The organism is Allomuricauda sp. NFXS6 (genome assembly GCF_040148835.1).
GTDB lineage: Bacteria > Bacteroidota > Bacteroidia > Flavobacteriales > Flavobacteriaceae > Flagellimonas.
In genome coordinates this window covers 128,650-154,050 of the sequence record NZ_JAGEMG010000008.1, presented here as the reverse complement: position 1 = coordinate 154,050, position 25,401 = coordinate 128,650, and the positions used below count along the sequence as shown (strand labels likewise).

General features: G+C 42.0%; 24 protein-coding genes. 16 read left to right on the top strand and 8 right to left on the bottom strand.

The window, feature by feature from the left end; genetic code table 11:
• Positions 1-6 precede the first annotated feature (6 nt).
• Positions 7-669: an alpha/beta hydrolase family protein gene (locus tag J4E06_RS13010; protein WP_349524376.1), complete on the bottom strand. Its 663-nt coding sequence runs from the start codon at positions 667-669 to the stop codon at positions 7-9.
• A 166-nt stretch (positions 670-835) separates the two neighbouring features.
• Here J4E06_RS13010 and J4E06_RS13005 point away from each other — a divergent pair, with 166 nt between their 5' ends.
• Positions 836-1,129, top strand: coding sequence for a GNAT family N-acetyltransferase (locus J4E06_RS13005; RefSeq protein ID WP_349524375.1), 294 nt, complete (start codon positions 836-838; stop codon positions 1,127-1,129).
• A 59-nt stretch (positions 1,130-1,188) separates the two neighbouring features.
• On the opposite strand, the gene mtaB is transcribed toward J4E06_RS13005, so the two are convergent.
• Positions 1,189-2,517, bottom strand: a complete 1,329-nt coding sequence (gene mtaB, locus J4E06_RS13000) for a tRNA (N(6)-L-threonylcarbamoyladenosine(37)-C(2))-methylthiotransferase MtaB (protein ID WP_349524374.1) — start codon at positions 2,515-2,517, stop codon at positions 1,189-1,191.
• Positions 2,518-3,230: 713 nt separating this feature from the next.
• Here mtaB and J4E06_RS12995 point away from each other — a divergent pair.
• The 11 genes from J4E06_RS12995 to J4E06_RS12945 all read left to right on the top strand — a co-directional run bounded on the left by J4E06_RS12995 (position 3,231) and on the right by J4E06_RS12945 (position 14,770).
• Positions 3,231-4,532: an alpha-L-fucosidase gene (locus J4E06_RS12995; protein WP_349524373.1), complete on the top strand. Its 1,302-nt coding sequence runs from the start codon at positions 3,231-3,233 to the stop codon at positions 4,530-4,532.
• Between the two features lie 111 nt (positions 4,533-4,643).
• Positions 4,644-4,955 carry a putative quinol monooxygenase gene (locus tag J4E06_RS12990; protein ID WP_349524372.1) on the top strand — a complete coding sequence of 104 codons (312 nt, stop codon included), beginning with the start codon at positions 4,644-4,646 and terminating at the stop codon, positions 4,953-4,955.
• A 175-nt stretch (positions 4,956-5,130) separates the two neighbouring features.
• On the top strand, positions 5,131-7,176 hold the full coding sequence (locus J4E06_RS12985; RefSeq protein WP_349524370.1) for an amidohydrolase family protein: 2,046 nt from the start codon (positions 5,131-5,133) through the stop codon (positions 7,174-7,176).
• Between the two features lie 135 nt (positions 7,177-7,311).
• Positions 7,312-8,052 carry a DUF6090 family protein gene (locus J4E06_RS12980; RefSeq protein WP_349524369.1) on the top strand — a complete coding sequence of 247 codons (741 nt, stop codon included), beginning with the start codon at positions 7,312-7,314 and terminating at the stop codon, positions 8,050-8,052.
• Entirely contained in the window at positions 8,045-9,652 is a 1,608-nt protein-coding gene (locus tag J4E06_RS12975) for a serine hydrolase domain-containing protein (RefSeq protein WP_349524368.1), read from the top strand. The genes J4E06_RS12980 and J4E06_RS12975 overlap by 8 nt, the downstream gene beginning before the upstream one ends.
• Before the next feature lie 197 nt (positions 9,653-9,849).
• On the top strand, positions 9,850-10,827 hold the full coding sequence (locus J4E06_RS12970; RefSeq protein WP_349524367.1) for a GTP pyrophosphokinase: 978 nt from the start codon (positions 9,850-9,852) through the stop codon (positions 10,825-10,827).
• A gap of 99 nt (positions 10,828-10,926) precedes the next feature.
• On the top strand, positions 10,927-11,298 hold the full coding sequence (locus J4E06_RS12965) for a hypothetical protein (protein ID WP_349524366.1): 372 nt from the start codon (positions 10,927-10,929) through the stop codon (positions 11,296-11,298).
• 62 nt (positions 11,299-11,360) lie between these two features.
• Positions 11,361-12,989 carry a bifunctional metallophosphatase/5'-nucleotidase gene (locus tag J4E06_RS12960; protein WP_349524364.1) on the top strand — a complete coding sequence of 543 codons (1,629 nt, stop codon included), beginning with the start codon at positions 11,361-11,363 and terminating at the stop codon, positions 12,987-12,989.
• A 9-nt stretch (positions 12,990-12,998) separates the two neighbouring features.
• Positions 12,999-13,397, top strand: coding sequence for a DoxX family protein (locus tag J4E06_RS12955; RefSeq protein WP_349524363.1), 399 nt, complete (start codon positions 12,999-13,001; stop codon positions 13,395-13,397).
• A gap of 2 nt (positions 13,398-13,399) precedes the next feature.
• Positions 13,400-13,825 carry a sulfur reduction protein DsrE gene (locus J4E06_RS12950; RefSeq protein ID WP_349524362.1) on the top strand — a complete coding sequence of 142 codons (426 nt, stop codon included), beginning with the start codon at positions 13,400-13,402 and terminating at the stop codon, positions 13,823-13,825.
• Between the two features lie 72 nt (positions 13,826-13,897).
• Positions 13,898-14,770, top strand: a complete 873-nt coding sequence (locus J4E06_RS12945) for a hypothetical protein (RefSeq protein ID WP_349524361.1) — start codon at positions 13,898-13,900, stop codon at positions 14,768-14,770.
• Between the two features lie 22 nt (positions 14,771-14,792).
• Here the strand turns inward: J4E06_RS12945 and J4E06_RS12940 are convergent, their stop codons facing one another.
• From J4E06_RS12940 to J4E06_RS12925, 4 genes are all read right to left on the bottom strand, one after another.
• Entirely contained in the window at positions 14,793-16,607 is a 1,815-nt protein-coding gene (locus J4E06_RS12940; protein ID WP_349524360.1) for a CocE/NonD family hydrolase, read from the bottom strand.
• Between the two features lie 88 nt (positions 16,608-16,695).
• Positions 16,696-17,418, bottom strand: a complete 723-nt coding sequence (locus J4E06_RS12935) for a LytR/AlgR family response regulator transcription factor (protein ID WP_349524359.1) — start codon at positions 17,416-17,418, stop codon at positions 16,696-16,698.
• A complete protein-coding gene (locus J4E06_RS12930; protein WP_349524358.1) occupies positions 17,418-18,479 on the bottom strand; it encodes a sensor histidine kinase in 1,062 nt (353 codons plus the stop codon). The genes J4E06_RS12935 and J4E06_RS12930 overlap by 1 nt, the downstream gene beginning before the upstream one ends.
• Positions 18,480-18,522: 43 nt before the next feature.
• Positions 18,523-19,104, bottom strand: coding sequence for a hypothetical protein (locus tag J4E06_RS12925; protein ID WP_349524357.1), 582 nt, complete (start codon positions 19,102-19,104; stop codon positions 18,523-18,525).
• Between the two features lie 434 nt (positions 19,105-19,538).
• On the opposite strand from J4E06_RS12925, the gene J4E06_RS12920 reads away from it, so the two are divergent.
• Positions 19,539-20,249, top strand: coding sequence for a hypothetical protein (locus J4E06_RS12920; protein WP_349524356.1), 711 nt, complete (start codon positions 19,539-19,541; stop codon positions 20,247-20,249).
• 12 nt (positions 20,250-20,261) lie between these two features.
• Here the strand turns inward: J4E06_RS12920 and J4E06_RS12915 are convergent, their stop codons facing one another.
• Both J4E06_RS12915 and J4E06_RS12910 read right to left on the bottom strand, forming a co-directional pair.
• Positions 20,262-21,440: a GlmU family protein gene (locus J4E06_RS12915; RefSeq protein WP_349524355.1), complete on the bottom strand. Its 1,179-nt coding sequence runs from the start codon at positions 21,438-21,440 to the stop codon at positions 20,262-20,264.
• Positions 21,441-21,688: 248 nt separating this feature from the next.
• Positions 21,689-21,961, bottom strand: coding sequence for a type B 50S ribosomal protein L31 (locus tag J4E06_RS12910; protein ID WP_349524354.1), 273 nt, complete (start codon positions 21,959-21,961; stop codon positions 21,689-21,691).
• 161 nt (positions 21,962-22,122) lie between these two features.
• Between J4E06_RS12910 and J4E06_RS12905 the strand changes: the two genes are divergently transcribed.
• The 3 genes from J4E06_RS12905 to J4E06_RS12895 are packed head-to-tail and all read left to right on the top strand — an operon-like array spanning position 22,123 to position 25,399.
• A complete protein-coding gene (locus J4E06_RS12905) occupies positions 22,123-22,644 on the top strand; it encodes a DUF4199 domain-containing protein (protein WP_349524353.1) in 522 nt (173 codons plus the stop codon).
• A gap of 42 nt (positions 22,645-22,686) precedes the next feature.
• Complete coding sequence (locus J4E06_RS12900) at positions 22,687-23,634, top strand: glycosyltransferase family 2 protein (RefSeq protein ID WP_349524352.1); 948 nt, start codon at positions 22,687-22,689, stop codon at positions 23,632-23,634.
• A gap of 58 nt (positions 23,635-23,692) precedes the next feature.
• A complete protein-coding gene (locus tag J4E06_RS12895) occupies positions 23,693-25,399 on the top strand; it encodes a phospho-sugar mutase (RefSeq protein WP_349524351.1) in 1,707 nt (568 codons plus the stop codon).
• The last annotated feature ends 2 nt before the right edge of the window (positions 25,400-25,401 follow it).

Genomic DNA, 25,401 nt, shown 5'->3' with positions numbered 1-25,401 from the left:
ACGAAATTATTCCAAAATAATTGTGGGGAGATGCTCATTGAACCATTTGGCACGGTGAATTATCATGGTATGGGTGCCATTCTTGACCGTAATGCAATCCTTGATATTGACCATAGGAAAAACAGCATCCCGCTCTCCTTGAATATGAACCACATTTTTTGGTGGAACAAGTTGATTCCAATTTACGATCTGGTCGATGGACCAATCAATATAATATTTATCGCGAACGGATAAATACTTTTCATAGAGATGCAAGCGCTTGGTCACGGTTTCACCAAAAGCATATTTCGCCAACAGTTCCACATTGTTCACCAATCCCGTGGGCAACAATTTGTGCACCTTGGTGTACTTGGCAAAAATCATCCTTTTGGGCAACTCGTGCTTGCTTTTTACCGATGACACAACAATGATTTTCTGTACTGGAATAATTTTGGCCATTTCCTGCACCAACATTCCACCAAAGGAAACACCCAACAAAACAGGATCGGGCTCCTCGATTTTTTCGCACATCTTTTTGGCATAATCAACCAAGCTCATCCCCTTTTCGGGTACAAACCACTCCAAAGTGTGGGTCACAAATCGACTTTCCGGAAGGTTGATGTTTTCAAAAATGGAAGCATTGGCTGCCATTCCCGGCATCAGGTACACATGGGTTTTATTATCGGACATTTCGTGCCAAATATCGACAAGGGCTAGGAAATTAACAATATTTTGACTAATTTTGTATCCCTTTTGCAGCCAACCCCGCCTAATGAATACGATTTTTTAATCAGGGGGACACAGAAATACCTTTTTCTAGGTAGTTCTAAGAGTCATTTAAAAAAACAAGTACTATATGACAACATTGGAAATCACTGACAATAGTTTCTTGCGTCAATTTGAAACTACTGTCAATGGGCATTTAGCCAAAATTGAGTACTCTTCACAGGAGCGCAAAGTATTTTTGACCAAGCTGGTTATTCCAGAGGAAATTACAAATGAGGGGTTTAAAGAGGATTTTATCAAAGCCGTTTTAAACGAAATTCAGGAAAACAACCTAAGAGTTGTACCTACGAGCCCTCAAATTGCAGGTTTTTTGAGAAAAAATAGGCAATACAAGGAAATGTTACCTGTTGGTATCCGCATCTGACCAATGCCAACTATCAGTACCTAAAAGTTTTAAGAAGCCTCCTCAATCGGGAGGTTTTTTTATGCCATAACTTCGGTGGGCACAAATTCAAATCGCACCAGACCATCATCATCAATATCGGTAAGCTCTACTTGGTGCAAGGTATTCACCAAAGATGGGTCCCAAGGTGCTTTTACCTTTACATAGTTTTCGGTAAATCCGTGAATGTATCCTTTTTTGTTCTCCCCTTCGAACAAAACCGTGCGCACAGTTCCCAATTGACTCTCATAAAAAGCCCTACGCTTTTTGGCTGATAGCCCCCGGAGCATCTTGCTGCGCTTACTGCGCACTTTTTTGGGAACCACTCCATCCATTTCGGCAGCCACGGTATTATCCCTTTCGGAATACGTAAAAACGTGTAGGTAAGAAATATCCAATTCGTTCAAGAAATGATACGTCTCCAAAAAATGTTCGTCGGTTTCTCCTGGAAAGCCAACAATTACATCTACCCCAATACAAGCATGTGGCATTGCAGTTTTGATGCGCTTTACCCTATCCACATACAAATTGGACAAATAACGGCGACGCATCTTTTTTAAGATAGTGTCACTTCCGCTTTGTAATGGTACGTGGAAATGAGGCACAAAGGAATTGCTTTCGGCCACAAAATCGATAGTTTCATTTTTGAGCAAATTGGGCTCAATGGAAGAGATACGAAGACGATCAATATTATCAATGGTATCCAAGGACTTTACCAAATCCAAAAAAGTATGTTCGTGCTTTTTGTTGCCGAACTCCCCTTTTCCGTAGTCCCCAATGTTCACGCCCGTTAAAACGATTTCTTTAATATTTTGGGAAGCAATTTCTTTGGCATTGTTCAGCACATTGTCCAAAGTATCGCTACGTGAAATCCCTCGCGCCAACGGAATGGTACAGTAGGTGCATTTATAATCGCAACCGTCCTGAACCTTTAAAAAGGCACGGGTACGGTCACCTATGGCATAACTGCCCACATAAAAATCGGCATCTTCTATCTCGCAGGAATGTACCTCTCCCCTATCGTTTTTGGTAAGATCGTTCAGGTAGTCGGTTATCTTGAACTTTTCTGTAGCTCCAAGTACCAAATCCACCCCGTCCACCTCGGCCAGTTCTTCGGGTTTGAGCTGCGCATAACAGCCCACCGCTGCCACAAAAGCGTCAGGATTGGCTTTTTGGGCTTGCTTTACAATGGTTTTAAAACGCTTATCAGCATTCTCGGTCACCGAACAGGTATTGATCACATACACATCCGCTTTTTCGGAAAAGTCCACACGCTCAAACTCCTCCTTTTCAAAACCTCGTGCAATCGTAGAGGTTTCGGAGAAATTAAGCTTACAGCCCAACGTGTAAAATGCAACCTTTTTGTTCATATGCCTGCCTAGCGTTTTAGGGGCGCAAAGATAGTGATTTGTTGGGAGTTATCGCAAGGGTTGATGGTTGACGGTTGATGGATTCTTAGATTATTGGGCAGTTAGATGATTCGATTGTTGGATTGTTGGTTGAAGGATTCAAAAAAAAGGTGAAGAGAGGTATTGAATGATTGATCATTGCTTATTGCTTATTACTCATTGTTGATTGGTCATTGTAAATTGTTTTGACACGAATTAAGCGAATGGCCACAAAAATTCATTTTTGTCATTATGAGTATCCCGATAGTTCTCGTGGAAGAAAAATCCCAACGTCAACCTGAACTCGTTTCAGGTTCTCACTCATATGGGATTCCGAAACAAGTTCGGAATGACGACTGTATCTTTGACACGAATTACGCGAATGGACACGAATAGTCATTTATGTCATTCTGAACGGAGTGAAGAATCTATTTCACACAAAGGTTGGATTGTCTTCACACAAAGGTTGGATTGTCGGATGATTCGATTTTTGGATTTTTAGAGAAACGACCCCTGAGCGTAGTCGAAGGGTAAGTTTAGAAATCAGATATAAGACGTAAGATTTTAGATTTTTGGATGGCTGCTCATTGTTTATTGTTAACTGCCAACTGATTACTGCCTACTGCAACCTGACTTCTGACATCTAACTTCTTTTAATTAACTTGTCTGCTCATACCAACCTTAAAAACAACCTAATGAAAAAAATGATTGTCCTTGCCTTGATCACATGGGTCTTTTCCAACCTATCCTTTGCTCAAGAGTATAAACCTACCGCCGAAAACCTGGAGAACAGGGAATGGTTCCAAGATGCCAAGTTTGGGATGTTCATCCATTGGGGCGTATATTCCGTTTTGGGGGTGCACGAATGGGTGATGGAAACGCAATCCATCGACAAAAAGACTTATGAAAAAATACCTGCGTTTTTCAATCCTACCGAATTTAACGCTGAAGCATGGGTGTTGATGGCCAAATCGGCAGGTATGAAATACATCACCATAACCACCAAACACCACGATGGTTTTGCCATGTTTGATAGTGAAATATCCGACTGGGATATTATGGATAGAACGGTTTACCAAAAAGATGTCATCAAACAAATGGCCGAAGCCTGCAAAAAGCATGGTTTAAAACTGTTCCTCTATTACTCGCAACTAGATTGGCACCATAACGACTATTACCCCAGAGGAGACACCGGAAAGAAAACAGGAAGACCCGATAATGGCAATTGGGAGAACTATCTTGATTACATGAACGGTCAACTCACCGAATTGCTCACCAATTATGGAGAGATTGGAGGTATTTGGTTTGATGGCTGGTGGGACAAAAAAGAGGCCGACTGGCAACTTCAAAAAACGTATGACCTTATCCACGATTTACAGCCACAAGCCATGATAGGAAGTAATCACCATCAAGCACCCAACCCCGGTGAAGACTTTCAGATGTTTGAAAAAGACCTGCCCGGGGAAAACAAAGGAGGTTTCAGTGGCGATTCCGAAGTGGGCAACCTACCCCTCGAAACTGCCGAGACCATGGCGCAGCGATGGGGTTTTTCCCTGCAAGACAAAGCCTATAAATCCACTAAGGAACTGATTCAATATTTGGTAAAAGCGGCGGGATACAATTCCAACTTTCTGCTAAACGTAGGCCCTATGCCCAACGGAAAAATTCAACCTGAATTTATCGACACCCTAAAAGTTATTGGGGATTGGACCTCTACCTATGGAGAAACCATCTACGGAACCCGAGGCGGACCTATTCCACCGCAAAGTTGGGGCGTATCAACCCATAAAGACGATAAAATCTATATCCACATCATGGATTGGAAAACGGACAACTTCTTTTTCCCGACCATAGCAGGCAATGTTAAAAGCGTGATTGATTTTCAATCGAAGAAAAAACTGAAGCATAGCAGCAATTCCTACGGTACGCTGGTGCAGCTTCCCCAGAATCGCAATTATGACCAAGCGGACTTTGTGCTTGAAGTGAATCTTAAATAAAATCACCCCTAAACAATGAAAAAAATATATTTCATTTCTGCACTTGCTATTCTTTCTTTTTCCTGTAAACAAAAAACCTCAAAGGTCGATTTCAACAAAATGATGATTAGGATGGCTGAACTCGAAATCGAGGTTAAACATCTTCCAGAATACCTATCGGAACTAAAAAAAGAAGCTAGAGCTTCAATGGAACTGGAAAGTGGTGTAATCTCCATTTTTCCAATGTACAAGGAGCAAAATCCTACAGAAATTACGATTGTGGAAATATATGCCGACAAAAAAGCCTACGAAGCGCATTTAGAAACACCTCATTTTAAAGAATACAAGACCAATACATTGAAAATGGTGCAATCGCTAAAATTAATTGATATGACTTCAATCGATTCAACAACTATGCACTTAATTTTTAAAAAATTGAACTAACGAATTCATATGCTCATTAAGAATCTTGATTTATCAATGGAAAACAATCTATAACAACGCTTCTTCCCTAAACCCCATATTAGTGATGATGCTGTATTTTATTGAGTACAGTCCTTAAACTTCACATTCAACCCTTAAAATTCACTACCTTGAACCTTTAATTTAAACCAATTGTATGAAACTCCGATTACTTTTATTGAGCCTAGTCCTCGTGGCTGGCTATTCCTGTAAAACAGAACCCAAATCGTCCTTGGCAGACCATCAAGGGGAAGAAAACTACTCCGTGATCATCAGCGAGACCAAAGTGGGCTATTTAAAAGCCAACACCTCGGGTGACACTATTAATATCGATTACGATTACAAAAACAACGGTCGTGGCCCGACCATGAAAGAAACCATCGTTTTGAACGCCGAAGGCTATCCTGTAAACTGGGAAGTTACTGGAAACACTACGTTTGGCAATGCTGTTGATGAACAGTTCTCCTTAGAGGGAAATGAAGCCTCTTGGACCGATGCCACTGGCTCTGGAAGCACTACTGTGGATGCCCCACAGATTTACGTAAACCAATTTGGAAGTCCGTACACTGCGGTTTTGGCTGCACGCCTGCTTTTGGATGCTCCAGAGAATACTTTGCCCGTACTTCCGGCTGGAAACTTGACCTTGACCAAAATGGAGGACTTGACCGTACCGAATGCATCAGGTGAGGGAGAATTGGCCTTGACCACCTACGCCCTTTCCGGTGCCGAAATGAACCCATCCTATTTTATCATGGATGAAAACAAAGCGTTCTTCGCGGCAATCTCTCCAAGATATATTGTGATTCGGGATGGTTACGAAGCCGAAGAAAAAGGCTTGCGCGAATTGGCCGAAAACTATTCTGCCGAGCGCTATGAAAAACTTCAAAAAGAATACGCCAACAACTACAACAAAAAAGTGCGTATCAAAAACGTAAAGGTATTTGACCCCAAGACACAATCCTTGACCGAACCGGTTTCTGTAGTGGTAGAGGGTGAAAAAATTGCGGCCATCGAAGCAGCCGATGCCACTGGTAAAGATGAAGTTGTCATAGAGGGCAACGGAGGAACTTTAGTTCCCGGACTGTACGAAATGCATGCCCACACAGGTGACAACGGCGCCCTATTGAATATTTTGGCAGGTGTGACCTCTTTCCGCGATATGGGAAACAATACCGAAGTACTGAGCAACCTTATTGAAAAAATCAACTCCGGTGTATTGGCCGGCCCCCGTGTTACCCGACTTGGTTTTATTGAAGGGAAAAGCCCCTACAGCAGTAACAACGGAATTTTGGTGGAAAGCCAAGAAGAAGCGTTGGCCGCTGTGGATACGTATGACAGCCTCGGATTTTACGGCGTAAAACTGTACAACAGCATGAACGGCGATTGGGCTCCTGCCATTGTAAAAAAAGCCCATGACCAAGGCCTTTTCGTAACGGGTCACGTACCCGCATTTTCCAACGCCAACGATATGCTACGCGCTGGTTATGATGAAATGACGCACATTAACCAGACCATGTTGGGCTGGGTGTTGGAACCGGATGAAGATACCAGAACGCTTTTGCGTTTGACCGCCATGAAGCGCTTCCCCGAATTGGACTTGAACAGCGACAAAGTACAAGAGACCATGGATTTGTTTGTGGCCAACGAAACGGCGATGGACCCTACCCTGGCCATTCACGAGCGTTTAATGCTCTCCCGCAACGGAGAGGTAACCCCCGGTGCCTTGGATTATGTGGACCACATGCCTCCCAACGAGCAGCGTAGCCTCAAAGTGGCCTTGGCGCAGATTGCGGACGATGAAGAGGACAAAGCCTACCGCGAAGCCTACGACAAAATTGTAGAAACCTTAAAAATGATGAAGGACAAAGAAATTTTAATTGTGGCCGGAACCGATTTGGGCGGCGCCTTTAATCTGCACCGCGAATTGGAGCTGTACAACCAACAATTGGGCTATACCCCTGCCGAAGTATTAAAATTGGCCAGTTACGATATGGCGCAATACTTAGGACACGAAAGCTTGGGAAGCATTGAGCCCGGTAAATTGGCCGATTTCTTCTTGGTGCCCGGCAACCCCGTGGAGGATATTAAAGCCATTAAAACCATTGCCATGGTATCGCGCGGAGGAACGTTTTACTACCCCTCTGATGTGTATCCGGCCTTTGGGATAACCCCTTTTACCGAAAAACCCGAAGTAACCGAATAACGTCTTTATTTAGATAACTTTTAAAAGCCAGTGGCAGTTTGCTACTGGTTTTTTTTATGGTCGATTCCATAAAAATCCTATATTTAGAAAAACTAACCTCCTGTGATCAAGTTCTTTCGAAAAATTCGGCATCGCTTGCTGACCGAAAACAAATTCAGTAAGTATCTGCTCTATGCCCTGGGTGAAATTATTCTGGTCGTGATCGGAATATTGATGGCACTACAGATTAACAATTGGAATGAAGCTAGAAAAATCCGAAATCAAGAGTTAAAACATTTAGTTGATTTAAAAACAGATTTTGAATTGAATATTGCCGAAATCAATCAATATCTGGATACAAGAAAATCAAGGATTGAATCTGCCAATAAAGTTTTGGAATATTATGAAGGCAAGCCCCTAACTGATATAAACGACCTAAATTTTCATGCTACAAATGTTTATATCTGGTATAAATTCACGCTTCACGACAACACCTACCAAGAACTTATAAACTCAGGAAACCTGGCTATAATTTCGAATGACTCTATAAAAAATGGGCTTCTTGATCTGCAGGCACTCTACAAAAAATTGAAGAACGAAGAAGACCATTTCCGTTATGATACAGAGGTTTTGTTATATGAACCCTCTTACGAAACGCTGGACTTAAATGATTTAATTAAGAATTACACCTATAAAGTCACCAGTGGGCAAGAAGGCGAAGATGTACCCTTATCGAGGCCATACTACGAAGCTTTATTAAAGAACGTAAAACATAAAAATGGATTTGTATTGGCTGTTTTTGAACATTCAGTTATGAATCAACAGCTATCGGATATGAAAACAATGTGCGAGCATTTAATACAATTAATTAACAAAGAAGTTGCCACAAATGATTAAATTAATCAGTAAAATCCGCCAACAACCACTTACCGTTATTTGTTTGGTAGTCTGCCTTTTCTCCTGCAATACAAAACACCCCCCCGAAACAACGGTCGAAAGTCCCGCCCATGCCTATTCCGAATCGTACAAAGCACCGGTTTTTGAGCCCGATGATCGGATAGCAAAAATCAAACAAATCGCACCCGAGCTACAGCAATTCATCGAGGAGCATGCCAAGACCGAGCATTTACCGGGTGTCGCCTTCGGTATTGTAGTGGACAATGAATTGGTGTTTACCTCCGCCACCGGATACCTGAACCTTGAGAAGGAGATTCCCGCTTCGCCCTCATCCGCTTTCCGAATAGCCTCCATGACCAAAAGTTTTACCGCAATGGCCATTATAAAGCTTCGGGATGAAGGAAAACTGTCGCTGAACGACCCTGTAAGCAAGTACGTGCCCGAAATGTCGAAACTCACCTACCTGACCAAGGATGCACCGACCATCGACATTGAAAACCTGTTGACCATGACGGCCGGATTTCCCGAGGACAATCCTTGGGGCGACCGCCAGTTGGACGAACCCGATGAAATGCTGATCAATCTTGTGGATGAAGGCATCTCCTTTTCCAATGTTCCTTCCTACGAGTACGAATACAGCAATACCGGCTATGCCCTTTTAGGGCATATTGTTTCCGTAGTTTCTGGGATGCCCTATCAGGACTATATCACCCAAAATATTTTTAAGCCCTTGGGCATGAATCACACCTATTGGGAATACGAAGGCATTCCCGAAGAACAACTGGCCATCGGGTATCGCTGGGAAGATGAGCAGTGGAAACTGGAACCCATGCTCCACGATGGCGCTTTTGGTGCCATGGGCGGACTCATTACCTCCATAGAAGATTTTAGTAAATATGTGAGTTTTCACCTTTCGGCATGGCCTCCACGGAACGACGATGACAACGGCCCCATACAACGAAGTTCGTTGCGCGAAATGCAGACACCACAGTTCCCAAGGCTTTACGCCAATGCAAAAGATTATAAAGGAGACGACTGTGCTGTTTTGGCCGGCTACGGCTTTGGATTGGGCATTACGGAATACTGCAATGGCCTTAAAAGGGTCTCGCATGGTGGCGCGTTGCCTGGCTTTGGCAGCAACTATACCTTTTACCCCGAGTATGGCGTGGGCATTATGGCCTTTTGTAACCTTACCTATACCTCACCTTGGTCGTTAAATGAGCTTAGTAAACTATTGTTCGAGACGGCCGATCTACAACCACGGAAATTACCCGCCTCCGATGTGCTCTTGGAACGACAAGAACAGATTACCCAACTGATCCAACAATGGGAACCTGCTTTGGAGGAGCAGCTCTTGGCCGAGAATTTTTATTTGGACAAATCGCGAGAAAAAAGAAGGGCAGCGATACAGGAAGTTTTGGAAAAAGCCGGGGCCATTGAAGGGGTGGGTGACCTGCACCCCATAAACCAGCTACGGGGACGTTACATGCTACAGGCCGAAAACGGGGATGTGAACATCTTTTTTACGCTAACGCCGGAAAAACACCCAAAAGTACAGCGATTGGATGTAGCCTTTGAGCCAAACGAACCGGATGTATAAAAAAGTCTGATTTATAGCTACCACTTTCTACACCAATGCGTTACTGTTGATAAAAGTGTTGAGTACTTACGGAAAACCGTAAGTACTTGTAGGTTTTTTTATGTTAACTTGTCATAATATATCAATGCCGATTTAGTATAAATAAGTATGAATCTCTACAGTTGATTCACGTCTTTATATCAGCAGAAATAATAAAAATGAACATTCAACAAATAGAAAAAGGTTTTAAAGAAAAAATTGAACTCTACGATACACTGGGGAAAAATTTAGTGGAATCTATTAAAATCTTGCTAAAAAAAGCAAACATTAAAGTCCTTTCTATTACCTATCGGGTTAAAAACACAAATTCTTTTTTAGAAAAAATTGAAAGAAAGTCATATTCAAATCCATTAGAAGAAATCGAAGATATATGTGGAATAAGAATTATATGTTATTATCAAAAAGATATAGAAAAGATAAAAAAAATTATTACTAAGGAATTAAAAATACATGAATCAACTGATAAAGAAACAAAATTAAAATATGACCAGTTTGGATATCGCTCCCATCATTTAATTGCCTCAGTAATAAAGGATTGGGAAATCACGCCATCTTTCAGAGGTCTATCTAATCTAAAGTGTGAAATTCAAATTCGCACTGTTTTAATGCATGCATGGGCTGAAATTGAGCATAATCTTGCCTATAAAAATGAAGCACAAACACCTTCCCAATTTCGGAGGAAAATACATCGAATTAGCGCAAAACTAGAGGAAGCGGATGAACAATTTGAGGAATTAAAAATTGAAAGTGAAAAATATCAAAAAGAGCTTTCCAAGGAAATTGCCAAATCTAATCAAGAAATTGAATTAAATCTAGATACTTTACAGGCTTTTATGGATAATAATTTCCCTAAAAGACGAAAGGATTTAGATGCTACTGGCCAATTGTTAAATCAAATGATCACTTATAATGCTTCCTTGAAGGATTTAAAAAATGGATGGGATGTTTTAAAAGATGATTTTGAGGAATTAGAGAAAGAATTTTGGATGGGAGCAAATTCTAAGTTTACAAAATGGATACAAGTTGGAATAGCAAGATTTGTATTAGATATTACGCATCCAGAATTTATTAATAGACTTCCTTCTTCTTATCAGAAAAAAGCAAGGGAAAGATATAGACAAAAGTATTTAATCTAAGTAAAAAAATGAAGTCTGAACAAAAGAAGTTTACTCTCCAAAAAAATCTCTGTAACTTTAGTTACATCTTTTTTGTCTAATTAATGTTTTCTTTGGAATATGCCGGGAATCCACAAATCCACATTCGACATCCGCATCCTGTTTACCGCTTTGTTGGCAGGTTTGCTTTTGGTGGCGCCCTGTAAAGTCCGCAATTCCTTGGAACATGCCCTTGGGCTGGAAAAATCCGAGGTCTCCAATAAAATAAAAACCACCGTATCCGCTTCCTGCGCTTCCTACGTGGCCGTGCAGCATAGCGAGAATACCGCATCCCAGCAATTCATGGCCACTGCGCTATTACCAGCTGTGACAACCCCTAGCTATTTTACCGCTTCCAATAGCGGAAAGCACCTTTACGCTGCCGAAAAGCAACCCTTTGCTTCGGTAGTTCCCCTCTACATTTTATATCGGCAGTTTAAAATCTATTCGTAAATAGTCCTTTCTACATCAGGCATTCACCCCCCTTATCTTAAGTCGAATCATAAAATAAAAACATGCAAACTATAAAATATTTGGGCCTTATCGCCCTGCTCTTCGGAACGCTATCCGCTTGCAAGGATGCCAAAACCCCTGCGCAAGACACCGAACAGACCATCACCATATTACAGACCGCCGATATTCATGGGCAGCTGTTCCCCCACGACGAACTTTTCTGGGAAAACGAACAAATCACCTTTAGAAAACTGGGAGGGCTCGCCCATGTAAAAACTCTTTTTGAGGACGAACGAAGCAAAAACCCGGAAGGCACCTTGATCTTGGATGGTGGCGATATGATTCAAGGAAGTGCAGTGGCTGCATTGTCACACGGTCAGGCCTTTGCCCCGATCATCAAAACCATGGGCTACGACTTTTTGATTCCCGGAAACTGGGAAGTGGTATATGGCAAGAAAACCATGATGGACGTGCTCACCCAGTACGATACTCCGGTAATTTCGGCCAATATGTACCACGAAGCCAATGGAGAATCTTTGTTTCCGCAGTATTTTGTAAAAGAATTGAAAGGCGTAAAACTCGGGTTTATCTCCTACAACGACCCCGAAATTCCAGTGCGTCAGAATCCATCTTTCAGCAAGGGCATCCACTTTGACCCCATCGAGGAAAACCTGGAAGCGCTCATCAACGAACTGAAGGACAACCAAGGGGTAGACATCCTTTTTGTGGTGACGCACATTGGTATCAGTAAGCAATACAATCTGGCCAACAACCCCGCCTTGGAGCGCGTGGACTATGTGCTGGGCAACGATACCCACGAACGCATCCGCAAACCTTTGGAGACCGAATACACCAAAGTGACCGAACCCGGAGCCTTTGCATCTTTTGTGGGTAAATTCACCTTGACCGTAAAAGATGGCAAGATCGTGAACGATAACTACGACCTTTTAGAGGTAGATCCCGAGAAATACCCTGCCGATGAAAAAGTGGCTGAAGTCATTGCCAAGGAAACCGCACCGTACAAAGAGGAAATAGACCAAGTATTGGGTTACACCAGCACTCCGCTGTATCGCTATTTTGTGGTAGAAAACCCCATGGACGACTTTATTACCGATGCGGCACGATGGAAAACAGGAGTGGACATTTCCATTTCCAATGGATTCCGATTCAGTACCCCGATTTCGGTGGAAGAAGGTGGTAAATCCCCTATCACCAAAGCGGATTTGTGGAGCATGCTCCCCGTAAACGAAAAAGTGAAGATTGGAAAAGCTACCGGTAAACAAATCAAGAACTGGCTGGAAAAAGAACTGAACAATGTGTTTGCTGCAGACCCTACGGAACGATTTGGGGGCTGGTTGGTGCGTTTTTCGGGCATGGAACTTACCTTTTATGCCAACAAGCCGATGGGCGAGCGTGTGGCTTCCATTACGATTGGTGGCAAACCCATGGTAGAAGATCAATTGTACTCCATGTCCGCCTGTCGTAGGGAAGGAGAACCCCTACCTACCCTCTGCCGTATGCCCAACACGGTGGAAACGGAGGTGATGGACTACACCATCCACGATGTGATCGAGGAATACCTCAAAGAAAAGGGCACCATTGCCCCAACTTTGGACGGTCGTGCCAAGGCCTTGGATTTAGGTCCCAATGTATTATCGCAGTTACCGGGAACGGATTATCAATTCCATTAAAGCAGGGCTATGCAAAACAATAAAGTTGAAGTTGGCCGGAGCTCGATAGCCGTGTTACGGGTCATGGTAAGTTTGATATTCATTGTAGCCAGTTTAAACCATTTGATCAATACCGATAAGGCCGTTGCTCGCATCGAAAATGCCAAATTTGGAGCTTTGGGTCATTTGTTGGGGCCTCCAGAAATTTCAGTAATTGCCTCTGGAGTGGTGATGCTGCTTGCCGGTATTGCCTTAGCTATCGGCTTCAAGACCAAATGGTCGGCCTTACTACTGATCGTTATGCTAATTCCCATCACTTTGACCATTCAAGTAGGTCAAATGGCGACGGTTGGGCCGTTGTTCAAGAATATTGCTATTCTGGGCGGACTCCTCTTTTTTGTATTGAATCCAAAACTTAAAAAACAATAAACATGAAAAAATTATTCATGGTGGCCTTGGTGGCCATCACCTTTTTGACCGGGCTTAGTCAAGTCAGTGCACAAAGCACCTACAATAAAGATCAGAACAACTACATTGTGCTTACCCGCAAAATTCCACAATTAAAGGCCATCCTATTGGCCGCTGACCAACTGGCTACCAATGATGGTGCCCAGTTCGGGGAGTTCCATGTAGTTATTTGCGGAGAGACTGTAAAAGGACTTACCGATATAGCACAAATGCAACCGTTTCTGGATTTGGCCAAAAGTGAAAAGATAAAACTGTTGGCCTGTGGTTTTTCCCTTAAAAAATTCGGAGTAGATGCCACAAAACTACCCAAGGAAATGGGTGTAGTAGCCAATGGGATTCTGTATAATTTCAATCTACAAAAAGATGGGTTTTTGAGCATTACTTTGTAAAAAACCCTGGTTTTGTTGTTAAAGGGGCGTTGGAAACATCGCCCCTTTTTCTTTTTTGGTACATTTAAGGAAATGGAATCAAAAAAACATACGGTAAATAGGAGGGCGTTGCTAAAAACGTCTTCCTTGGCAATGCTAGGTTTGTCGTTTCCAAGTATCTCCTGGTCTGCGCAAAACACAAACAATCCCTCGGTGTTGCCCTATAATGATAACATACCCCAACACTTTCCCAACATAGCTCCAGAAATTATTGCGGAAGTAGTAGGGAAATCCCATTTTGATCTCGATGGCGTAAAAGCCTTGGTGGAAAAAAGACCTGAACTTTCGCGATCGGTTTGGGAGTGGCGTTTTGGTGATTTTGAATCGGCCATTGGAGCTGCATCCCATGTTGGCCGAAGGGATATCGCGATATACCTGATGAACCAAGGGGCAAGGCCTACCCTATTCACTTTTGCCATGTTGGGTCATTTTAATGTGGTAAAATCTGCTATTGAAGCAGCACCCGGAATACAGGAAGCTACCGGTCCACACGGAATAAGTTTGTTAGATCACGCCTACGCAGGGGAGCGAATGAAGGACAAAATGACCGCAACCCAAATGGAACACCTAGAGCAGACCATCGATTATTTATCCGGTTTGGGCAATGCAAGCGGCATCAAATACCTGGATGTAAGTCCAGAGGAACAGCAGAAATACTTGGGTGATTACAAATATGGCAATGGGGAAACTGAAGGCTTCACCATAGGTGTCAACATGAGAAAGCTGCTATCCTTAGGCCCCATTGGTGGGTTTGGAGGTGCCCTGTACAAAATTGGGGATAACCTATTCACCTACAATGGTACACCTTCTGTCACCATCAGTTTTGATTTTCAGGATGGGGAGGTAAAATCACTTACCCTTACCGAACCAGAAATCACCCTTACCGCGGAAAAAGTCTCAGGTTGATCATTAACTACTGAACAACCTTTTAATTTCTTTTAACCGGAATCTCCAAATAACTCTCCCCATACCATTTAATGATCAAAGGTTCTTTGGCATCTTTGATGGTTTCTTCGCTAACATTTTTGCCCGTACCGTAATTGATTTCCGTAAAAGGATCTTTGATTCCGTTGACCACCACTACCAATCTGCTGCCTTTACTAATTTTCTTGCTCGTCATTCGTACAATTCCAAATGGTAGTTTCACCTTTTCATGGGGTGTCAACAATTGTCGGTTTTCCCAATCGCGCACATAGCTGGCCCTACCTACATAGGGCAAGGTCAGCGCAAAGAATTTACCATCAGGGGTCTGCTCGAACAACACAACTTTATAATCAAAATCCTTTTTGTTGATGGATACCGAGATTTCCCCTCCAAAAGAACCGTTCAGTTCAAAATCGGAGTCAAAAGCTTGGGTCGCAAAGGAAAAACCATGTCCCACCATTAAACTGTCCCCTACAATAGTTCTCCAACCACTTGAATTCCATGTAAGGTTGCTTCGGTCGGTAAAATCAATGGTCTGTTCCAAATATTCATTAGCATCTACAGGCTGCTCCGCAAGCGTGAAATGGATATCTTTTCCATTATTTCCGGTATCAAACAGCGATGCAAAGCCAACTCCCGAACGCTCGTTGCTCAAATAATATTTGAGGGTGTCATTCGACATTTCATGCAGCGAGGGAGCGTGCCCCCATGCATTGGCTCCCATAACCTGATAGTTGATCTTGTCTGCTAATAAATCTGGCTTGGCTTCACCTTTTAATACATAATCGAACCAATCAAAGATCAATTCCGTGATATCAATTTGGGCCACGGGGTCTATATCGTACCCAAAAATATGGGCACTGGGTTTTTCCTGGGCTCCAAAATGGGTGTATGGACCAATAACCAGATAATGCTCCGCTTTTTTGTTGTACTTGGCATGTTCTTTCAAATAATACTGCGTTCCTATTTGCCCACCATCATAGTATCCTGTTGTTGCCAAAACGGGAATGTTTATATGCGCAAACTCCTCTTGGTAGGGCATCATGTTTTGCCAATAGGCATCGTAGGTGGGGTGTAATAACCGCTCTCGAAACTGTGGATTGGGCAATCCATCCAAACTGTCCATGGCATTATACGCGTTTCCTTTCTCGAACCATTCCATGTTCAAATTATGCCAGCGCTGTCCATTGGAGTATAATGTCGTGTCCAAATACTTGTTGTTGGAGACATAGTGGTGCCAAGGAAAATGGAAGTTAAAATATACCCCATTTTCCATGGGTTCTGCAATACCCGGCGCTGCGGAGACCGAAGGAACAATGGTTTTTAAGGCAGGATGCACTTTGTGCTTTACCGCAGCCCATTGGGTGAAGCCAACATAGCTACCACCATACATCCCCACTTTTTGGTTGCTCCAATCTTGTTTACTGATCCAATCGATTACCTCGTAGGTGTCGGTGGCCTCATACTTATACGGGACTATGGAATCAGGGCTCAAGCCCTTGCCACGAGTGTACGAAACTACCCCCACATACCCATGGTCCGCAGCCATTTTGGCTCTTTTCAAGTCACTTTTGCGTGCGTAGATGGTATGAAACAACACGGCCGGACTTGGTTCCGAAGCCTCGGCATTTCGAACTACGATCGCATGGATCTTTGCTCCATCACCGGTTGAAATCAATATACTGTCCTGAACCAAATAGGTTTTGCCATCTTCCGTAATCGTTCTTGGGGTTTGAACGGGGGCTTGTTCCTTGCAAGAGACTACAAAACAGGAGGCTACGAGTGCAAGAATAATTGTTGTTTTGATTGATTTTTTCATTTTGATTGATTTTTAGTTCAGGACATAACCGTCCTAAAGCAATATGCTTTTGCTGTTCGTTATTTTGATTTGATTGCTTGTGAAACCGCTACAAACTGTTCCGTTTTTTGAACTTTACCGATTGCCTGCTGGAGAGCGCTATCTTTTCTCCAGTGGTCAATACCAACTGCAGTTTGTTGTTGAAATACGGGTGGATTTCTTTAATGTATTCCGTATTGATGATTTGACTTCGATTGGCCCTAAAAAAGGTGTTGGGGTCCAATTTTTCTTCCAATTGGTTGAGCGAGCGTTTGATCATGGCTTTTTTATCGCCAAAATAAAGGCGTGCATAATTATCCATGGATTCGATTAAACTTATCTCGGCCAATGCAATAAAGTATACCTTTTCGCCATCCTTGATAAATATTTTTTGATGGCTTGCCAAGGGTGTTTTTTGCTCTTCCTCTTTCTTTTGCAGTTCCAACTTTACCTTTTCGATGGTTTTGGCAAACCGCTCTTCCCTTAGCGGTTTTACCAAATAATCCAAAGCATTTACTTCAAAGGCCTGAACCGCATATTGATCATAGGCCGTTGTGAACACCACTTCGGGAACGGTTCCCAACTCCTCCAACAAATCAAATCCTGATTTCTCCGGCATATGAATGTCCAAAAAGATGATATCCGGTTGTTCTTTTTCTATCAGACCAATAGCAACTTCCACATTGTTCGCTTCGCCCACAATTTCAAATTCAGGGTAACCTTCAAGGGCTCTCCGAACCTCTTCCCGGGCCAAGCGCTCATCATCTATGATCAAAGTTGTATATGTGCTCATCAGTTTTCAATTGGAATCATTAATGTGGCAACTACCTTATTTTCAGAAGGGGTTTCCACCTTAAACTCAGCCCTCCCCTCATATTGCAACAATAGGCGTTCCTTCAGATTTTTCAACCCTACCCCCTTATGCTTTCCTTTGGAAAGATTTCCGGGGTTTTTAACACTTATCCCCACATGGTCGTTCTTCTTTTGAACCGAAATATCTACGGTACCCCCTTCCAATTGTTTATCTATCCCATGTTTGATCGCATTTTCAACCAAAAGTTGAATACTCAATGGTGGGATTTTAAAATTTTCAAGCGTATGGTCAATATCAAATGTAATATTCAGGCGTTCCTCAAATCGAAGTTTTTCCAACTCTACATAATCCTTTACTAATGCCATTTCTTCCGCAATGGATATGGTGGTATGTTCTTTTTCATACAATGATGAACGCAATAGGTCGGACAATAAATCGATGGCTCTTCGTGCACTTTTTGGGTTCTCAAAAACCAAGGCTTTGATGGAATTTAAGGAATTGAACAAAAAATGCGGATTCAACTGTGCGGCTAGATTGTCCAACTGACTTTGCTTTGCAACAACGGAAAGTTGGGCATTTGTTTTAGCCGTATTCACCTCTTTAATGTAGAAGTGATAGGCATGGTAGGCCAATACCCATATGGACATGTGCCGTAGTCCCGTGATTAAAACAGGGTTCCAAACCAAAAGGTTTTTTGAAAAGGTATTAGAATCATTAATTAAATAGATATATACTGACGTTTTTAGGTTCATGATAAGCATAAACAAAACCGCCAATATTAAAATTGACGGCACAACTTTTCGTATCAACTTTTTGATTCCCAAATGGTTCCAATTTGACCTTAGGGCTACCAAACGGTAGGTATGCGTAAGGCCAATACAAATGGTAACATCCAAGATATAATTGATTAAAGCTTGAGCAATGGTGAATTGATCCCGTACCAGCGCAATATAGAGCCATAAAAGGGAAACAATCCCCCAGCCAATAAATTGGCATTTCCAATAGAGGGACAGTCTTGTATTTGTCGTTTTGTTGGGCATTGAACCATTCATTTTTAGGGCCTCTTGTTGTTTATGGTTATTACTACTCGGGTTTGGAATAACTGGTCAACTCATTTACATACACCCCATAACCATCCATATTAACGTGCTTGATATATGTTTTTAATGCTGGGGAATACCACCAAATATCCGTCATTTCCCCTTTAAAACCTCTAGAATTGGTTACAATTCCTTTGTATTCTATTTTATATGCCTTGAATGTTCCGGCTTCCACATTTAACTCTTCAAATGAAACAATTTCAGCATCTTGACTGGTTTTTCCCGTGGTACCTTCATTATTTTCCCATTCTGACTCGTATTTCCATTTTTTCCCTACCTGCAAAGGCCAATTACGAAACGGGGTGCTGCCCTGCTTTTGATTTGTGGTTTTCGAAATTTGAACGGTATCGACACCGTTCCAAAGTCCTAAAGTTCCATTGTGGTTTACTACTTCCTGGATGTCTTCACCCTGTGCACGAACCTCTCCTTCCACTGCGCGTTCCCATTTCCAAGTCCATTTTTCTCCAATGGTATAATCCTTTAAAGTTGGTTCGTTGGTTTTGGTAGAGGCACAATTACTGAAGATCAGTAGTAGTGCAAAGTAAAGTGTTACATGTTTTGTCATTACTGTTGTTTTTTGATTGATGAATAATCTTGGTTGTGATCATAACTACTATGAATCACTGGTACAAAGCAATGAAAAACATCCATCCCTAGGAAGAGAAAGTACATGAACGCATAAAACTTGAGTTGGGCGTAAAAAAATAGCGGCAATTACCTACGGAAACAACACGTTTCAATCCAAAAACAACCAGTTTCAAGGCCATTTGGGCATGAGTGCGCACAAGCTACCGCTTCAACTTAAACAAGGTGTCAACAGCCTTCATTGCGTAGTTATCGACAAAGTCAATGGTTGGGGACTGATCGGGAAACTGGAATAGTTTATCAGATGTTTTTGGAGTGTTACATTGTTCGATTGGTATAAGATAAGCCGAATTCACATTACTTTTCTATTAAATTTGATGGTCAACCGATTAGGCTTAACCAAATCCAAACAGAATGAAAGTAGTTACAGTAATCCTTTTTTCATTAATCATCGCAATGGGTTTTTCACAAAAAAAATATGAATTTGATTATTGGATTGAGTATGAGGTGACGCACTTTCAGGACTCGGTTAAAATAAAAAATAGACCATTTAGAGAAAAGGACACAACCTTTAGGAAGATACTGCTCACCAACTCTAAGAAGAATGATTATTTGGTTGTTTTAACTGAGGTTGATAGTGTTACCTATGCCTTAAATTTAACCGATAATGAAGGGATTTCCATAAACTCTGAGATTTTAAAAAGTGAACTGTTATCATCGGAGAACTTTTCCGTTGCATGCGAACTGGTTTCGCAATACACAAATCCTTTTACATACCAGACCAAAAATTATGATTTTATAGCCATGACAGATACCACCATCGCCAAAAGTTCATACCACAGGTACAAACTGGCTTCAATCAAGCCCAAAAAAGTAAAAAGGTTAAAGCTGGGTACTGAGTATTATATTATAGACAAGCATACTGGCTTTCACAAGCCAATTTTAGAATTTTCCACGGCGTTTGAAGAATGGAAAACAAGGAGGAACTTAACAAACGGTATCTTGTTTGAAAAGTATTTTATTGACTACTACGGAAATCTAGATTCAAAGGAAAAGTTATTGAGCTACCGTAAAATCAACAAAGAGATTCGAATTAGTAGCAAATGTGGGAACTTAAAAAACTAGTCTATAATTACTTTAGAAGTTCCGCCACTTTTGGGTCAATTCAAATACGTGCTCCAAAATTTTGGCTTCCGTATCATTGAACTCCATGTTTCGGCGTTTCATCATGGCCTCGGCCACTTCAAAAGCTTTGTTGGTCCTAAAAGTGGTGTACCCTGCCGTTGCCCCGCCCCAACTAAAACTTGGAATAAAGTTTCGGGGAAAACCACTACCAAAAATATTGGCACTCACCCCGATAACAGTTCCAGTGTTGAACATCACATTGATACCACATTTACTATGATCGCCCATCATCAATCCACAAAATTGCAGCCCTGTTTTGGCAAAACCTTCGGTTTGGTAGTTCCATAGGCGAACGGGCGCATAATTATTTTTTAAGTTGGAAGTGTTTGTATCGGCTCCTATGTTGCACCACTCCCCTAGCACAGAGTTTCCAAGGAAACCATCGTGTCCCTTATTGGAATTGGCAAAAAGCACCGCATTATTCACTTCCCCGCCCAATTTGCAGCCCGGTCCAGCGGTTACGGCACCATAAATTTTGGCGCCCATCTTTAAAATGGCGCTTTCACAAAGGGCCAACCCACCTCGCACCATACAGCCTTCCATCATCAAGGCGTTTTTACCAATATAAATAGGACCTGTGGAGGCATTCAAAATACAGAACTCCACCGTGGCTCCTTCTTCTATAAAAATGTTCTCTGGGCTCTTAACTTGGTTGGTCTCGGGAATGGGTTGACTGGTTCTTCCTTCGGTCAATACATCAAAATCAGCTTGGAGTGCCGCTGCATTGTTGGAAAAAATGTCCCAAGTATGTTTAATGGTCAACACGTCACCATCAAAAGCTACGGTTGTATATGTTGATGCGTCAAAATTCGCTTCGGGCTTTTCGGCCACGTAGGCAATGTAATCACCCCCTGCCATCAAAGCTTCGCCCATCTTTAAGTTGTTGATGGCATCGGTCAAAGATTGATTGGGCAAATAACTGCCATTGATTACGGTGTTTTTTGCCGCAACCGTCAACCGATACTTTTCGGACAGATAATCTTCGGTTTGAAAACTCACGGATGCGTTCAGCCATTTTTCCCATTTTTCATGGATGGTCAAAATACCCACCCGAATCTCGGATACCGGGCGTGTGAACGTAAAAGGAAAAAGGTCTTCGCGGTGATTACCGTCTGAAAGGATATAGTTCATAGCGCAGCTTTTAGAACTAGTTCAGGAGTTTATGATTGGAATTATTATAAATCATTTTTGATGCAGTTTGAGACATGATTTTTAAGCATAGCCACAGTTATGGTTCAAAATTATAACGAAAAAATGCGCAAAAAGGATTCTAAAAAAACAAGTGATAAACTGTTAAACTAGTTCTTGTATTCTGTAAAAATAAAAAACGCCCTCGAATAGTGTCGAGAGCGTTCCTATATTTCGTTGAAAAGTACAACCTACTCGGTCTCCTTCTCTTCTTCCTTCTTAAATTTCTTGTACTTGTTCTTGAACTTGTCAATTCTACCAGCGGTATCGACCAATTTGGTCTTACCAGTGTAGTATGGGTGTGAAGTTCTTGAAATTTCCAATTTTACCAAAGGGTATTCAACACCATCAACACTGATGGTCTCTTTAGCTTCAGCAGTGGACTTTGTAATAAACACGTCGTCGTTGGACATATCTTTAAAAGCAACCAATCTATAGTTTTCTGGGTGTATACCTTTTCTCATCGTCTTAAATGCTTAATCTCAGAATTTTCAGGGTGCAAATTTAATGATTTCTTTTGTTTCTCCAACTTTAAATTGCTAAAAAAATAAAGTTAAATTTATCTGTAACAAATTTAAGCAAGCTATCACTAATCTTTTGTAAACAACACTAATTTCAAAAAAAAATGGAACAACAACAACCAAAAACCGGAAAATTTGCATTGAACTACGGCCTATTGCTGGGCATAATATCCGTAGTGTTCGCTGTTATGCTCTACACCCAAAAAATGCACTACGAGACGAGTACTGGGGTCATCGTCATCTCTATCGTAATATTGGCCGCCATTACATTTGTTGCGGTCAACGCTTTTAAAAAGGCCAATGGTGGTTATTTAACCATTACGGAAGCCTTAAAAGTTGCCGTGGGTGTTGCCTTAATAGGTGCCATTATCACTTTGATCTATCAATTTGTGCTCACTAATTTTATTGAACCCGACTTTATGGACAAAGCCATGGAACTGGCAAAACCAAAGGCCATGGAACAAAACCCAAATATGACCGAAGAGCAATGGGAACAAGGGGTGGAAATGCAGAAAAGCTTCGCTTGGATTCAATATCCCGTTATTTTAATCATGAACTGTGTAATAGGTTTGGTCTTAGGTCTTATTACCGGACTGATCTTGAAAAAGTCCAAAGCGGAATACTAAAACAAAAAATACTACTTTTGAAAGGAATTCCAGAATCAAACAATGCAGATTTCCATTGTAATTCCTTTACTTAACGAGCAAGAATCGCTAAAAGAACTACATGATTGGATTGTACAGGTGATGCAATCCAATCATTTTTCGTATGAAATTATCTTTATTGACGATGGCAGCAGTGACGAATCGTGGAAAACCATCTTGGAGCTTACCAAGGTCAACGAACACGTCAAGGGAATCCGGTTTTTAAAGAACTATGGAAAATCACAAGCCTTGCACGCAGGTTTTAAAGCCGCCGAAGGCGATGTGATCATCACCATGGATGCCGACTTGCAGGACAATCCCGAAGAAATCCCCGAAATGTACAGGATGATTACCCAAGAAGGCCATCATGTGGTCTCCGGTTGGAAAAAGAAACGCTACGATTCCGTTATCACCAAGAACATTCCCTCCAAGTTGTTCAATTGGGCAGCACGAAAAACTTCGGGCGTAAAATTGCACGATTTTAACTGTGGGCTTAAGGCCTTCAACCATAAAGTGGTAAAAACCATCGAAGTTTCGGGGGAAATGCACCGATATATCCCGGTTTTGGCCAAAAACGCCGGCTTTTCGGACATCACCGAGAAAGTGGTACAGCACCAAGCCAGAAAATACGGCTCCACAAAATTCGGGGCGGAACGCTTCATCAATGGTTTTTTGGATTTGATCACGATTTGGTTCGTATCCAAGTTTGGTCGTAGACCCATGCACCTGTTCGGGGCTTGGGGTGTGCTGATGTTTATCGTAGGCTTGGGATTTGCCCTTTATTTGGGGGTAGACAAGCTCTTTTTAAACCCTACAGGTCGTTTAATTACCCAAAGACCGCAATTTTATATTGCATTGACCGCCATGATCATTGGTACACAATTGTTTTTGGCCGGATTTCTAGGGGAGATTATGGTACGGTCCCGAAAAAACGACACGCGATACAATATCTCGGATAAAATTAACCTTTAGGCCATTCCTAAACTCATTAAACTTTGTATTTTTAAACACCTAAACAACTATAAACACTATGGATTCCATAACAGTTACGGCGCAAACTTGGTTAACTGATTTTTTTGACGAAGACACAAAAAAAGAAATCAAACATCTAATGGAAAACGATCCCGAGGAGCTCAAGGAACGTTTTTATAAAAACTTAGAGTTTGGTACGGGAGGTATGCGTGGCGTAATGGGTGTGGGTACCAACAGAATAAATAGATATACCTTGGGGAAAAATACCCAGGGACTCAGCAATTATCTTAAAAAAACCTATACAGACGATGACCTTAGGGTTGTAATCGCCTACGATTGCAGACACAATTCTAAATCCCTTGCAAAAACGGTGGCCGATGTTTTCTCCGCCAATGGAATCAGGGTTCATTTATTTTCGGACCTTAGGACAACACCGGAACTTTCTTTTGCGGTGAGGCATATCGGGTGCCACGCAGGAATCGTGCTTACGGCATCCCACAATCCGCCAGAATACAACGGATACAAAGTATATTGGGCCGATGGCGGACAGATTGTGCCTCCGCAGGATGGTGAAATTATTACAGAGATCAATGCTCTTTCTTTTGAGGACATCAAATTTGATAAAAATGAAAGTCTGATTCACTATATTGATGAAGATGTGGATGAAGCCTTTTTTGATGCATCCATTAAAAATGGAAGTTTTGATGCCAAGGGAAAAGATGATTTTAAAATTGTGTTCACTTCTTTGCACGGAACCTCCATTACCGCGATTCCGGAAGTTTTGAAGCGTGCCGGTTATAAGAATGTAACCATTATCGAAGAGCAAGCAGAACCTAACGGAGACTTCCCGACGGTGAAATCTCCAAACCCAGAAGAACCCGAAGCTTTGTCCATAGCAATAGCAAAGGCCGAAGAAATTGGTGCAGATATGGTCGTGGGTACCGACCCCGATAGTGACCGTTTGGGAATCGCGGTGCGCAACCTCGATGGCAAAATGGAGCTCTTAAACGGAAACCAAACCATGGTGCTGATGACCAAGTTCCTTTTGGACCAATACAAGGAAAAAGGATTCAAAGGCAACGAATTTATCGCTACCACCATTGTTTCCACCCCCATGATGCAGCACATGGCAAAATCGTACGGTGTGGAATTTAAAACAGCGTTGACGGGCTTTAAATGGATCGGTAAAATGATCAAGGACTTCCCTAACTCTGAATTTATTGGAGGCGGTGAAGAAAGTTTTGGATATATGGTAGGTGACTTCGTCCGCGACAAAGATGCCGTAACCTCCACCCTATTGGCCTGCGAAATTGCAGCCAACGCCAAAGCCAATGGAAGCTCTTTCTACAAGGATTTGATTAATGCCTACGTGGATTTCGGTTTCTACAAGGAAAAATTAATATCCATCACCAAAAAAGGAATGAGCGGGGCAGAAGAAATCAAGCAAATGTTGAAGGATTTCAAAGAAAATCCCGTGGATACCGTTCAAGGCTCAAAACTGCTGTACATCGAAGATTATAATACTTCCATTGTCAAAAATGTACAGACAGGCGAAGAGTTCACCCTTCATTTGCCAAAATCCAATGTATTGATCTATGAAACAGAAGATGGCACTAGAATCGCAGCCCGCCCGAGTGGCACCGAGCCCAAAGTAAAGTTTTACATCAGCACAAATGCAAAATTGGACAAGGCAGAGGATTTTAAATCCGTAAATTCGCAGTTGGAAACCAAAATTGAAGGTATCCTTTCCGAGCTGAATTTATAAGT